Origin of the sequence: Promicromonospora sp. NPDC060271 (genome assembly GCF_042726755.1) — a bacterium.
GTDB lineage: Bacteria > Actinomycetota > Actinomycetes > Actinomycetales > Cellulomonadaceae > Promicromonospora.
This window is the reverse complement of record NZ_JBHXBG010000003.1, coordinates 13,352-26,289: the sequence shown is the minus strand read 5'-3', so window position 1 is coordinate 26,289 and position 12,938 is coordinate 13,352. Positions and strand designations below refer to the sequence as shown.

The 12,938-nt window shown below is 73.3% G+C and carries 10 protein-coding genes; 4 read left to right on the top strand and 6 right to left on the bottom strand.

Annotated features, from left to right (window positions below; all coding sequences use genetic code 11):
* Positions 1-64 precede the first annotated feature (64 nt).
* A complete protein-coding gene (locus tag ACFWE2_RS00870; RefSeq protein WP_377222309.1) occupies positions 65-2,266 on the bottom strand; it encodes a DEAD/DEAH box helicase in 2,202 nt (733 codons plus the stop codon).
* Positions 2,267-2,329: 63 nt separating this feature from the next.
* Here ACFWE2_RS00870 and ACFWE2_RS00865 point away from each other — a divergent pair, with 63 nt between their 5' ends.
* Positions 2,330-2,986 (top strand): MSMEG_1061 family FMN-dependent PPOX-type flavoprotein, encoded by a 657-nt coding sequence (locus tag ACFWE2_RS00865; RefSeq protein WP_377222308.1) that lies wholly within the window; start codon positions 2,330-2,332, stop codon positions 2,984-2,986.
* Between the two features lie 69 nt (positions 2,987-3,055).
* On the opposite strand, the gene ACFWE2_RS00860 is transcribed toward ACFWE2_RS00865, so the two are convergent.
* Positions 3,056-3,721: a GNAT family N-acetyltransferase gene (locus ACFWE2_RS00860; RefSeq protein ID WP_377222307.1), complete on the bottom strand. Its 666-nt coding sequence runs from the start codon at positions 3,719-3,721 to the stop codon at positions 3,056-3,058.
* A 357-nt stretch (positions 3,722-4,078) separates the two neighbouring features.
* Between ACFWE2_RS00860 and ACFWE2_RS00855 the strand changes: the two genes are divergently transcribed.
* Entirely contained in the window at positions 4,079-4,468 is a 390-nt protein-coding gene (locus ACFWE2_RS00855) for a helix-turn-helix domain-containing protein (protein WP_377222306.1), read from the top strand.
* Between the two features lie 40 nt (positions 4,469-4,508).
* On the opposite strand, the gene ACFWE2_RS00850 is transcribed toward ACFWE2_RS00855, so the two are convergent.
* Together ACFWE2_RS00850 and dxs are read right to left on the bottom strand one after the other, a co-directional pair.
* Positions 4,509-5,606, bottom strand: a complete 1,098-nt coding sequence (locus tag ACFWE2_RS00850; protein ID WP_377222353.1) for a glutamate--cysteine ligase — start codon at positions 5,604-5,606, stop codon at positions 4,509-4,511.
* 91 nt (positions 5,607-5,697) lie between these two features.
* A complete protein-coding gene (gene dxs / locus ACFWE2_RS00845; RefSeq protein WP_377222305.1) occupies positions 5,698-7,602 on the bottom strand; it encodes a 1-deoxy-D-xylulose-5-phosphate synthase in 1,905 nt (634 codons plus the stop codon).
* A 184-nt stretch (positions 7,603-7,786) separates the two neighbouring features.
* Between dxs and ACFWE2_RS00840 the strand changes: the two genes are divergently transcribed.
* Positions 7,787-9,238: a GuaB1 family IMP dehydrogenase-related protein gene (locus ACFWE2_RS00840; protein WP_377222304.1), complete on the top strand. Its 1,452-nt coding sequence runs from the start codon at positions 7,787-7,789 to the stop codon at positions 9,236-9,238.
* A gap of 13 nt (positions 9,239-9,251) precedes the next feature.
* Here the strand turns inward: ACFWE2_RS00840 and ACFWE2_RS00835 are convergent, their stop codons facing one another.
* Together ACFWE2_RS00835 and ACFWE2_RS00830 are read right to left on the bottom strand one after the other, a co-directional pair.
* Positions 9,252-11,312 carry a HelD family protein gene (locus tag ACFWE2_RS00835; RefSeq protein WP_377222303.1) on the bottom strand — a complete coding sequence of 687 codons (2,061 nt, stop codon included), beginning with the start codon at positions 11,310-11,312 and terminating at the stop codon, positions 9,252-9,254.
* 89 nt (positions 11,313-11,401) lie between these two features.
* A complete protein-coding gene (locus ACFWE2_RS00830; RefSeq protein WP_377222302.1) occupies positions 11,402-11,830 on the bottom strand; it encodes a DUF1801 domain-containing protein in 429 nt (142 codons plus the stop codon).
* Between the two features lie 114 nt (positions 11,831-11,944).
* On the opposite strand from ACFWE2_RS00830, the gene ACFWE2_RS00825 reads away from it, so the two are divergent.
* Positions 11,945-12,835: an aminoglycoside phosphotransferase family protein gene (locus ACFWE2_RS00825; protein WP_377222301.1), complete on the top strand. Its 891-nt coding sequence runs from the start codon at positions 11,945-11,947 to the stop codon at positions 12,833-12,835.
* Positions 12,836-12,938 lie beyond the last annotated feature (103 nt).

The following is a 12,938-nucleotide window of genomic DNA, read 5'->3' as shown; positions in this document are numbered from 1 at the left end:
ACGTCAGTGAACCCCAATCCCGTTCGGACGGGATATCACACCAAGACGGGTGGCTGAGGCCCGCTCATGGTGTGCGGCTCAGGCGCTCCTGCTCCTCGGCCAGGATGGTCCGCGACAGCGAGGCCTCGGACGGCGCCGCGACGTCCACCGCCGACGGCGAGGCGTCGGTGATCTCGGACTGGCGGGCGAACTCCTCGAACAGCGCGGACTTGGAACCGAGGATCTCCATCATCCGCTGGTCGACGGACTGCTCGACCAGGAGCCGGTGGACCTGCACGGTGCGGGTCTGGCCCATCCGGTGGGCGCGGGCGACGGCCTGCGCCTCGATCGTCGGCTTGACCTGCGGCTCGCAGAAGATGACCACGCTCGCCGCCTGTACGTTCAGCCCTACTCCCCCGGCGGTGATCTGGCTGACCAGCACCGACGGTCCGCCGGGTGCGGAGAGCGCGTCCACCATGGCCTGCCGGTCCGGGACGGGCACCGATCCGGTCAGCGGCCCGACGGCCAGGTCGCCGAGCAGGTCCATGACCTGTTCCAGGACCGACAGGAAGTAGGAGAAGACGATGACCCGGCGGCCGCCGTCGACCGCCTCGGTGACGAGCTCGCGCAGGCGGACGAGCTTCGCGGACTCGTCGGCGTCGGACACCGCGAACGCGGCCCGCCGCATCGCCATGAAGCTGCCGGCGAGCACGGCGTCGCGGTAGGCGGCGCCGTCGACCGGGCCGAACTGTTCCCACTCCTCGACCTGGACCATCTCGGGCAGCTCGGTGAGCACGTCCTCCTGGTTGCGGCGCAGGTAGGCGGGCGCGACGATGCGGCGGAAGGCCCTGGCGCCGGACAGGTCGGCGTTGGGGTCGAGCTGTCCAGCGACCTCGGGCTGCAGGTAGCCGACCATGTTCTTGAACTCGGCGACCTTGTTCTCCATCGGGGTGCCGGACAGGAACAGCACGCGGTCGGAGCGGTCGGCCCAGCGCCGCACCTCGCGGCCGCGGATGGTCTCCGGGTTCTTCACGTAGTGCGCCTCGTCGACGACCAGGAGCGCAGGCCGCAGGTCGTACGGGAGGTCGAGCCTGCCGAGCACCTCGAACGTCGTGATCCCGACGCCGCCGCGCTCCAACCAGCCGGCGGCGGTCCGCTCCCGGTCGTTGCCGTGCATCACCACCGCCGTCAGGTCGGAGTGCTGCTCCACCTCGCGCTTCCAGTTGGTGACGACGCTCGCCGGGCAGACCACCAGCACGTGCGTACCGCCGGTGGCCACGAGGTGCGCGGCCACGGCGATCGACTGCATGGTCTTGCCGAGGCCCATCTCGTCACCGAGGATCGTGCGGCGCTGCACCAGCGCGTACTTGGCGCCGAACTGCTGGTAGCCACGCAGGTTGGCACGCAGCAGCGTGCGGTCCAGCGGTTGCGCCTCGACCCGTCGCACGACGTCGGCGGGCAGGCCGCCCTCGGCCGCCTCGTGGTCGTCCCCGAGGTCCACGACCTGCGACAGCAGCCCGTAGTACTCGGCCGACCAGGCCTCGAAGTCCGCCCACACCTCCGTCCCGTCCGGCGGCTGCCCGACGGCGGCGCGCACCGCCCGCGCGTCGTCCGTCAGTCGCGCGAGCGCCACCTGGTCCGCGAGCGTGGAGACGGCCGCGAAGGCCGCGGCCTTGCGGTCGGCGGACGCCACGAGGCGCCGCCAGAGGCTCGTCGCGAGTCCCGCCGGCTCGAGCTGTCCCGGCACGACGGCGGCCACGCGGCGCGCCTCGTCCAGGTGCCGGTGGCGGGCGTCGGTCGCCAGCCCGAACGCGTACAGGGTCTGGACGAGGACCGTCGCGTACGGGTCGTCGGGGTCGACGTCGATGCGGAACCGCAGGTCGGCGTCGACATCGGAGGCCAGCTCTCGCGCAGCAGCTGTGGCGAGCTTCGCGGTTCCGACGCCGATGCCCGCCTCGACGAGCCGGTCGGTCCCCGCGACGAGCACCTGGGTGACGTGCGTGAAGCCGGCCTTCTCCAGGACCGCGACCCGGAGCTTCTTGCGCCGGTCCTCCAGGGCCGTGACACCGACCGTGCGCAGCACGGCGTGGACGCGTATTTCACGGGTCGCCGTGTAGGCGTCGCGGACGCGCTCGCGCAGGCCGACGTCGGCGGTGGTGAGCAGCCGGGCGTCGTCGAGCAGGCCGTGCGCCTGCTCCACGATGCGGCGGGCCGCTCGCGTCTTCCACGATCGGGGCGGTCCGGCCGGGGCCGCTGGTGGGCTGGGAAGGGTCGTCTGCTCGGTCATGGCGCTGCGAGCGTACCCGGATGGTCTGACATGCCCGTTTTGCTCCGGGTCTATCTTGGGGGCATGACCAACGAGCCGAGCAGCCCCACCAGCAGGTTCGGTGGGACCACCGTCACCACCGTCGAGGAGCTCCGCGAGATCATCCCGCCGCCCCTCGGCCCCGCCGCCGGCAAGGTGCGCGGCTCCCTGCACGACCTGGACCGGCAGTGGCTGGAGGCCTCGCCCCTGTGCCTGGTCGCGACGTCGGACGCCGACGGCAACCTCGACGTCTCCCCCAAGGGCGACCCGGCGGGGTCGCTGGTGCGCATCCTGGACGAGCGCACGATCGCCATCCCGGAGCGTCCGGGCAACCGGCGCACCGACGGGTTCCTCAACGTGCTGGCCAACCCGCACGTCGGCCTCATCTTCGTGATCCCGGGCCGGGGCGACACGCTACGGATCAACGGCTCGGCCCGCATCGTGCGCGACGCGCCGTACCTCGCAGGTCTCCAGGTGCGCCGCAACCTCCCGGTGCTCGCGCTCGAGGTCGACATCGACGAGGTCTTCCACCACTGCTCCAAGGCGTTCCTGCGCTCCAGGACATGGGACCCCGAAGCCTGGGACCTGGAGACGGTGCCCCGCCGCGCCGTCATCGCGCACACCCTGGAGCGTCCGGAGCAGACCCTCGCCGAGGTCGAGGCCCACTACGGCCCTCAGTACACGGAGACGATCTACGGCTGAGCCACGGCTCACGAGGGAGTTGCGGCCAACGAGCGAGTCGCGGCCAACGGGCGGGTCGCGGCCGACGGGCTACTGCTCCGGGTCCAGCTTCAGCATCGCCCGCACCGGCGCGACGCCCTCCAGCGTCACGTCCGGCCGGTGCACGTCCGGGCGCGCGTCCCACATCTCGCGGGTCATCCGGTAGCGGTTCTCCGTGACGGCCTCGCCCTTCCTGTCCACAACGCCCACGCCGTTCGGCGCGTAGCCGAGCGACCGGGTCACCCCGTTGGACTCCAGGTTGTCGTCGAAGGCCTCGGTCCGCGCCTCGACGGCGTCGAACCCGTGGAACAGCAGGTGCAGCACCATCAGCCGCATCCGCTTGCCGAGGCCCTGGCCGTGGTGCACGAGGCCGAGCCACGAGCCGGTCCCGGCGGACCGGGTCACGCCGAAGTCCGTGGCGTTCACGCTCTGGACACCGATCGGCTCGCCGTCGCGGAACACCGCGAGCTCCAGCGCCCAGGCGTCCGGCGAGAGCCTGCCGCGCGACGACCAGTGGTACTGCAGGAGATTCCGGCGCACCTCGTCCGGCTCGCCGACGTTCCACGGAAAGACGAACGGGCTCCGCTCGGGCAGGTGGACACCGGCCACCGCAACCTCGGCCAGGCGGAACAGCTCGCCGTCGTCGGGCAGGCGCAGCTCGACGTCGGCGCAGGTGACGCGGAGGCCGAAGGGCGGGAAGGCGCTGGCGAGGTCCATGCGCAGACGGTTCCAGGCTCTCTCCGAGAGGAGCAACCTGATTTCGTCCAGGCGCGCCTGGCTGGGCGGGACGTAGCCGAGCCGAGCCGAGCCGAGCCGAGAGGCAAGGTACACCTCTGGGGTGGGTGCCAGGTCCGCTGAATTCTGTTCGGCTCAGCCCCGCCAAGTTCGCCGCAGCTGAACTATTCGGCAGCGCCGAACTTTCCGTGGCCGAGGTGAACACAGTTCAGCGTGCCCGGCACCTGCCACAGGGGTGTACGTTGCCCGGCGACTGCCCGGCGACGAGCGAGGGCGCCTCACCTCCAGCCCTGTGGACGGCCCCCGGCGTCAGGCCCGCGCAGGCGGCAGGCTGGTCCCATGGCACGCACCAACTACGACCCGCTGGAGAAGCACCCGCTCTTCGACGGCACCCTCGACCCGGACATCGACGACGAGGTCGCTCCCGCGAACGACGAGGGCGCTCCCGCGGTCCGGCCGCGGCCCGCCCCGAACCTGTACCACGACGGGCTGGCCCTCGTGTGCGCGGCGGCGATCCGGTTCGAGGCAGCCCGGCGTGGCCTCAGCCAGATGCAGATCGCCGCCGAGGTCGGGCTGTCCCGCGCTGCGGTCTCCGACCGGTTCCGCGGCAGGACTGCCTGGACCCTTGACCAGGTCGGCGTGATCGCCCAGCTCTTCGGCTGCGACGTCGCCGTCCTGGTCAACGAGCCGCGCAAGCCGGTGCGGGACGTGGCCGGGAACTACTGGTGAGCACGGGCCTCGACAGGCTCGACCACCGGGCCGGGCCCCGTCATTCCAGCGTCGCGTCCGCGGCGCGGCGGGCGACCACGCCGAGGTCGCCGTCGGCCTGCGCGGCCCAGGCCCGCTGGCGCGACGCGCCATCTCCGCCGGACCAGAGGGCGCCGAGCAGCTCGGTCACGGTGTCGAGGTCGCCCATGTCCGCCAGCGCGTCGCGGACGTGGTCCACCAGCGCGCCGACGACGTCGTGCGCGGGGGCCGGCCGCCAGGTCCGGGGATCCACGAGGTCGCCGGACAGGCCCGACCGCCCCGCCCGCCAGAGCGCGGTCCGCAGGATCTCGACCGGGACGTCGGGCGGGGGCGAGTCCGCCGCACGTGCCGCCGTCTCGACGAGCCCGCGGGCCAGCGCCGCCAGCAGCGTCGCCGTGTCCGCTGACAGGCACACGTCCGCCACCCGGATCTCCACGGTCGGGTAGCGCGCCGACAGCCGGGCGTCGAAGTACACCATTCCCTGGTCCAGGATCGTGCCCGTCGCGACCAGGCCCTCCACGGCCGAGTGGTACGCCTCCGGCGTGCCGAACACCCGCGTCGGGCCGGCCGTGGGCCAGCGGGACCAGACCTGCGAACGGAAGCTCGCGTACCCGGAGTCGTCACCCATCCAGTACGGCGAGTTGGCGGACAGCGCCAGCAGCGGGGCCAGCCAGGGCCCGATGCGGTCGAGCACCGCGACGCCCTCGACATCGCTGGCCACCCCGACGTGCACGTGGCAGCCGCTCGTGAGCTGCTCCCGGGCGGTCAGCCCGAACGCGGCGCGCGCCGTCAGGTACCGGAGCTTGCCGACCGTCGTGCCTGCGAACGCGAGCGGCGAGGTGCCGAGCGCCGCGATACGTGCGTCGTGGCGCTCGGCAGCCGTCTGGGCGCCGGCCCGGCCCTCCCGGATCGCGGCGGCGATGTCCTCCAGCGTCGTGCGCGGCGGCGTGGCCGTCTCGATCTGCTCTTCCATGAACTCGTGCTCGAGCGGCCCGTCGGCCGGCTCCGCGCTGCCGAGCACGTCCTGCGCCCGCGCGATCGGAGCCCCGTCGTGCCCGACGAGCATCAGCTCCTCTTCGACGCCGACGGTCCGCCTGGTCACTGTTCTTCCGCCGTCCACCGAGGATGTGCCCTTCACCGAGGACGTGCCGTTCACCGAGGATGTGCCGTTCACCAGGGAAGTCTCACACGTACCCCGCGCAGCTCGCCCCTCACACCAGCGCGAGCGCCGCGAGCGCGTCGCGCGTGGCGTCGGCCGCGGTCATGCGCTGTGCCCTGACGATGTGGTCACGGCTCGCGTGGTCGAGGAACGCCACCGGCAGGCCCACGTGCACCTGCGGTGTCCCGATGCCCTGCTCGCCCGCGCGCTGCGCGAGCATGTCGCCGACGCCGCCGTCGACGACGCCGTCCTCGAGCGTGACCACGAGGTCGTGCTCGCCGCACAGCTTGACCAGGTTCTCCGGGACGGGCAGCACCCACGTCGGGGACGCGACAGTGACCGCGAGGCCGTGCGCCGCGAGCGCCTCGCCGGTGTCCATGGCGCAGCCCGCCATCGAGCCGACACCGACCACGAGCACCCGCCGGGCCTCCTTGCCCGCCGGGCCCGTCGAGCCCCCGCCCACCGGGGAGAACCGCCCCACGACGTCCACGCCGTCGAGCTCCTCGACGGCCGGGATGTCGTCGCCGACCGCGCCCTTGGGGTACCGGACCACGGTGGGCGCGTCGTCGACGTCGACGGCGGCGCGCAGCGCCTCACGGAGCGTCGTCTCGTCGCGGGGCGCGGCGAGCCGCAGGCCGGGCACGATGCGCAGCATCGCCATGTCCCACATGCCGTTGTGGCTGGCGCCGTCGTCTCCGGTGATGCCAGCGCGGTCCAGGACGAAGGTGACGCCCGCCTTGTGCAGGGCGACGTCCATGAGCACCTGGTCGAACGCCCGGTTCAGGAACGTCGCGTACACGGCGACGACGGGGTGCAGCCCGGCGAACGCCATCCCGGCGGCCGAGGTGACCGCGTGCTGCTCGGCGATGCCGACGTCGAACGTGCGCTCCGGGAACTGCTCCTGGAACGGCGCGAGCCCGACGGGGTGCAGCATGGCCGCGGTGATGGCGACGACGTCGGGCCGGCGGCGGCCGATCTTCACGATCTCGTCGGCGAAGATCTTGGTCCAGCCGAACCGGCTGGCCGCGACGGGCAGCCCGGTCTCGGGGTGGATGACGCCGACGGCGTGGAACCGGTCGGCGATGTCCTCCTCCGCGGGCTTGTACCCGCGGCCCTTCTCGGTGATGGCGTGCACGATCACGGGGCGGCCGTACGCCTTGGCGCGGCCGAGCGCGCGCTCGAGGGCCTCGGTGTCGTGGCCGTCGACGGGGCCGATGTACTTGATGCCGAGGTCCTCGAACAGGCCCTGCGGCGCGACGACGTCCTTGAGGCCCTTCTTCAGGCCGTGCAGCCAGCGCCAGGCGAAGCGTCCAGGCGCGCCGGAGCGGTGCAGCGCCCGGGTGCCCCAGCTCAGGACGGCCTCGTAGCCGCCGGAGGTGCGGAGCGTGTCGAGGTGGTTCGCGAGCCCGCCGATGGTCGGCGAGTAGGACCGGCCGTTGTCGTTGACGACGATCACGAGCCTGCGGTCCCGGCTCTCGGCGATGTTGTTCAGCGCCTCCCAGGCCATGCCGCCCGTCAGGGCGCCGTCGCCGATGACGGCCACGACGTGGTCGTCGTTGCCACGTACCTGATTGGCCTTGGCGATGCCGTCCGCCCAGGACAGGGCGGTGGAGGCGTGGGAGTTCTCGACGATGTCGTGGGGCGACTCGGCGCGGCTCGGGTAACCCGACATGCCGCCGCGCTTGCGCAGCTCCGAGAAGTCCTGGCGGCCCGTCAGCAGCTTGTGCACGTAGGCCTGGTGGCCGGTGTCGAACACGATGGCGTCACGCGGCGAGTCGAAGACCCGGTGCATGGCGATGGTCAGCTCGACGACGCCGAGGTTCGGGCCGAGGTGGCCGCCCGTCCGCGAGACGCTCTCGACGAGGAACCGACGGATCTCCTCCGCGAGCTCCGGCATCTGGCCGGGCGTCATCGCCCGGACGTCCTCGGGCGAACGTATGTCGCGCAGCAGACCCATGCTGGTCCTTTCGTCGTGCCCCTCAGCAGGGGAATCGGGGCCCCACTCTAAGGGTCTCCGACCACTCCACTGTGCCACGGGACCGCTGCCTACCACGCCTGTCTCCTGCCTGTCTCCGATACCTCCACAACGATGTGGCCGGACTCATAGGCACGGCGGGCGGAAGACCTTACTGTTGGTGAACGTGCGATTCCTCCCCGAGCAGCGCCCTGCCACCGACCTCACGTACGGTGACGTCTTCCTCGTCCCGTCCCGCTCGGACGTCACGTCACGGTTCGACGTCGACCTGGCGTCCGACGACGGCACCGGGACCACGATCCCCGTCGTCGTCGCGAACATGACCGCGGTGGCGGGCCGCCGCATGGCGGAGACCGTCGCCCGGCGCGGCGGGATCGCGATCATCCCGCAGGACGTCCCCGCCGACATCGTGGCGAGCGTGGTCGCCGATGTGAAGGCCAAGGACCCCGTCATCGAGACGCCGGTGGTCGTCGCCCCGCACGACACGGTGCACAGCGTGCTGAACCTGCTCGGCAAGCGTTCGCACGGCGCGGCCGTCGTCGTCGAGGACGACCGGCCCGTCGGCGTCGTGACCGAGTCGGACTGCACCGACGTCGACCGGTTCACCCGGGTCTCGGAGGTCATGTCCGCCGAGCCCAGCCTGCTGGACGCCGCCCTCCTGGACACCCCGGGCGGGCTGGAGGCCGCGTTCGACGTGCTGCACGCCGCACGCCTCGACCTGGCGCCGGTGGTGCGCGACGGGCGCCTCGCGGGCATCCTGACCCGCAAGGGCGCGCTGCGCTCGTCCATCTACGCCCCGGCCCTCGACGCGTCCGGCGCCCTGCGGATCGGGGCCGCCGTCGGCATCAACGGCGACGTCGCCGCGAAGGCCAAGGACCTGCTCGCGGCGGGCGTCGACGTGCTGGTCGTCGACACGGCGCACGGCCACCAGACCAAGATGCTCGCCGCCCTGGAGGCGGTCCGGTCCGTCGACCCGAGGGTGCCGGTCGTGGCGGGCAACGTCGTCACCGCCGAGGGCGTGCGTGACCTGGTGGCGGCGGGCGCCGACATCCTGAAGGTCGGTGTGGGCCCGGGCGCGATGTGCACCACGCGCATGCAGACCGGCGTCGGGCGCCCGCAGTTCTCCGCGGTGCTGGAGTGCGCGGCCGCGGCACGCGAGCTCGGCAAGCACGTCTGGGCCGACGGCGGCGTCCGCCACCCCCGCGACGTCGCCCTGGCGCTGGCCGCGGGCGCGTCGCAGGTGATGGTGGGCTCCTGGTTCGCCGGTACGTACGAGTCGCCCGGCGACCTGAAGTCCGACGGTGCCGGCCGGCTCTACAAGGACTCCTTCGGCATGGCCTCGGCGCGCGCGGTCGCGGCCCGCAACTCCGGTGCGGGGACCGCGTTCGCGCGCGCCCGCAAGGCGCTCTACGAGGAGGGCATCTCGACCGGCAAGATGTACCTCGACCCGGCCCGGCCGGGCGTCGAGGACCTGCTGGACGAGATCACGTCCGGCCTGCGGTCCTCGTGCACGTACGCGGGCGCGCGCTCGCTCGCCGAGTTCTCCGAGCGCGCGGTGGTGGGCATCCAGTCGGCTGCCGGCTACCAGGAGGGCCTTCCGGTCCCGACGAGCTGGTGAGCCCCTTGCGGGGCTATTCCACGATCACGAGGCGGCGGGTGGGGCGCGTGAGCGCGACGTAGAGGTCGCGGTCGCCGCCCGGGCGGGCGTGCCGGATGCCCTCCGGGTCGGCCACGACCACCGTGTCGAACTCGAGACCGCGCACCTGGGAGACGGGCACCACCCGGACCCCCGTGCCGTCCAGCGCCGTCGCCACCCCGGCGACCGCCTCGTCCGCCGCGACGACGGCGACGAGCGCCTCCGCGTCGGCCTCCACCTCGGCTCGCGCCTCCGCCGCGACGGCGGACACGAGGTCGCCCTCCGCCGTCACCCGGCGCGGCTCGTCACCGTTCCGCACCGCCACGGCGGGCGTCTGGTGCGGGGCGATCCGCGCGAGCAGCGGCGCCGCCGCGGACAGGACCTCGGCGGTGGTGCGGTAGCAGACGGTCAGGGTGCGCACGTCGGCCCGCCTGGCCAGGTCGCTGCCCAGCGCGTCGGCCCACGACGTCGCGCCCGTGGCCGGACCGGCCTGGGCGAGGTCGCCGACCACGGTCATGGACCGGCCGGGGCAGCGGCGCAGCACCGAACGCCACTGCATGGGCGTCAGCTCCTGCGCCTCGTCCACCACCACGTGCCCGTACGTGCGGGCGGGCGGGCCGTTGAGCAGGTGCTCCGCCTCGTCCAGCAGCGGAAGGTGGGCCGCGGTCCAGGTGCCCTCGGGGGCGCCGTCGACCGTGAGCTCCGGGCGCTGGTCGAGCACGTCGAGGACGACGTCCGCCGCCTCGAGCCGCGGCCAGGCGGCCTCGACCGCCCGCTCGAGCGCGAGGTCGTCGGCGAGCTCGGCCCGCAGGGCGCCGGGGTCGAGCTCGGCCACCGCGGCGGCGTGCCCGAAGGCGCCGCCCTCGTCCGGGCCGAACCCGAGCCGCTCGAGATCCTTCGCCGCCGCCTTGTCGACGTTCACGCCGCCCGTGAGCACCTCGATGTCCTCGTCCAGCTTGGCGAGCATGATCCGGGCGTTCGCCTGCACCTCGTCCGACACGAAGTCCACGACGAGGTCCTTGAACAGCGCCCGGGCCTGGTTGTGCGGCAGGCCCGCGCCGCCGGCTGTCGCCCGTGCCTCGGCCAGGGCGCGCGCGTCCATGGTGATCGCGTCGCCGTCGACCAGCACGGTCAGCGTGCCCGAGGGGGCCTGGTAGCCGCGGACCGTCTCGGCCAGCTCGTCGGCCAGCCGCACGTCGCCCGCGGCACGGCGCAGCTCGTGGCCCACCGCCGGGGCCGACTCGACGTCGAGGCCGAGGGCGTCGGCGACGAGGCGGTCGGCGGTGCTCATCGCCACGTCGTTCTCCCCGAGCGACGGCAGCACCTCGGCGATGTAGTCGAGGAAGCGTGCGTTCGGGCCGAGCACGAGCACGCCGTCGGCCCGCGCCTCCTCGAAACCGGCGAGGACGTAGGCGGCGCGGTGCAGGGCGACCACCGTCTTGCCCGTGCCCGGACCGCCCTCCACGACGGTGACGCCGCGGTGCGCCGACCGGATGATCGCGTCCTGCTCGGCCTGCAGCGTTGAGACGACGTCGCGCATCCGGCCGGTGCGCCGGGCGCCGATGGCCTCGAGCAGCGGCCCGTCCCCGACGAGGTCCTCGGGGCCGGGCTCCGCGCCGTCCAGCAGCTCGTCGCTCACCCGGGTGACCTTGCGGCCCTCCAGGCGCAGGTGCCTGCGCCGGTGCAGCCCCATGGTGTGCGCGGCGGTGGCGGCGTAGAACGGGCGGGCGGCGTCGGCGCGCCAGTCGACGAGGAGCTGGTCGTCGCCGTCGCTCAGGCCGGTGCGCCCGATGTGCAGGGTACGGCCGTCGGCGTGGTCGATCCGGCCGAAGCAGAGGTGGTGCTCGGCGGCTCCCAGCGTGCGCGCCCGGCGGCCCAGCATCCGAACACGCACCTCGCGGGTGAACGCCTCCTCCGGGTCCGTCGACGACGCGCGTACCGCGTCGTCGAGGTCCGCGCTGACGCGGGCCACCTCACCGTCCAGCCTCGCGTACATGGCGTCGACGTGATCCTGCTCGGCGGACTGCTCGGACTGCTCGATCTGGCGTTGCTGCACCGGGTCTCCTTCTCGTTGGCCTGGGGGTCAACGCGGACCCTTCGCGGAACGTTCCCAGGGTCGCACCGCGCTCGGGCGTGCCGCGCAGGTCAGGACCGCGCTGCTCGTTGCCCGAACGTCCCGTCGGTGACGGTCGTCCAGGAACGCCGCACGATCTCCTCGAGCACCGCGAGATCGACCTGCTCGAGGTCCTTCAGGTAGAGGCAGCCGACGCCGGTCGTGTGCGGGCCGAGCCCGGCCAGCAGCTCCTCGTGGGCGCCGACGCCGTCCGCCAGGTAGACCGTCGTGGCCGCCTTGCGGGGCGCGAACCCCGCGGCGGGCGCGTGCCCCGAGCGGCCGCTGGCGTACTCGTACCGGTACTCGCCGAACCCGACGATCGAGGTGCCGAACATACGTGGCGGCGCACCCGTGACGCGCTCCATGAGGTCCCGCAGGGTCAGCGCGTCGCGCCGCCGGACGGCCGGCGTCACGGCGTCGACGTAGGCGGCGGGGTCTTCGTCGGTCCAGGTGGTCGCCATGGTCCCAGTATGGGCACGCGGCCCGGTCGACCTGGTGCAAGGGACCGAAGTCGGCGGGTCTGCCGCCCGGGTAGCCTGAGCGGTCCCACGTACAACCTGAGCAAGGAGGCCGCCGTGGTCGCCGCCGACCTGGACGTCACCGTCGACCTCGCCCACGCGCTCCTTCAGGAGCAGCACCCGGACCTCGCCGACCTGCGGCTGGAGCTGGTGGCGAACGGCTGGGACAACGTGGTGGTCCGCCTGGGTGACGACCTCGCGCTGCGCCTGCCCCGGCGCGAGCTCGGGGCGCAGCTCATGCGCAACGAGCACCAGGTGCTCCCGCTGCTCGCCCCGCGGCTGCCCGTGCAGGTCCCGGTCCCGGTCCGCACCGGCGCGCCCAGCGCGGTGCTCGGCTACCCGTGGCCCTGGGGCATAGTGCGGTGGGCCGACGGCGTCCCGGCGGCCATCGTCCCGGCGGCGGAACGCACACCGTGGGCCGAGCACCTGGCGCGCGTGTTCGTCGCGCTGCACCGGCCGGCGCCCGAGGACGCGCCGGGGAACAGGTTCCGCGGGATCCCCGTCGCCGAGCGGACGGCGACCTTCGAGGACCGCGTCACGCTGCTCCCCGAGCGGTTCCAGGACCGGGCCAACGACCTGTGGGCGGACGCCGCGGACGCCCCCGGCTACGACGGCGTCCCGGTGTGGCTGCACGGCGACCCGCACCCGGCCAACCTGGTGGCCGACGGCGACCGCCTCTCCGCCGTGATCGACTTCGGGGACGTGACCAGTGGCGACCCGGCGTCGGACCTCGGCGCGATGTGGCTCACCTTCGACGCCGAGGGCCGGGACCGATTCCGCCGCGTCGTGGACGCCCAGGCGCGGGACGGCCGCGGCTGGGACGCCGGGATGTGGCGCCGCGCGCAGGGCTGGGCGCTGCTGTACACGACCATCTGCTTCTCCTACCCGGACACGCACCCGATCATGGTCGGCGTCGGGGAGCACGCGATCGAGCAGCTCTTCGGCTGACCCTTCCCACCCCGCTCCCTGCCCCTGCTTACGCCGCCGAACCGCAAACTGATCGGCCATCGAGGCGCCGAACCGCAACGACACGCCGAAAGGTCGATCTGTA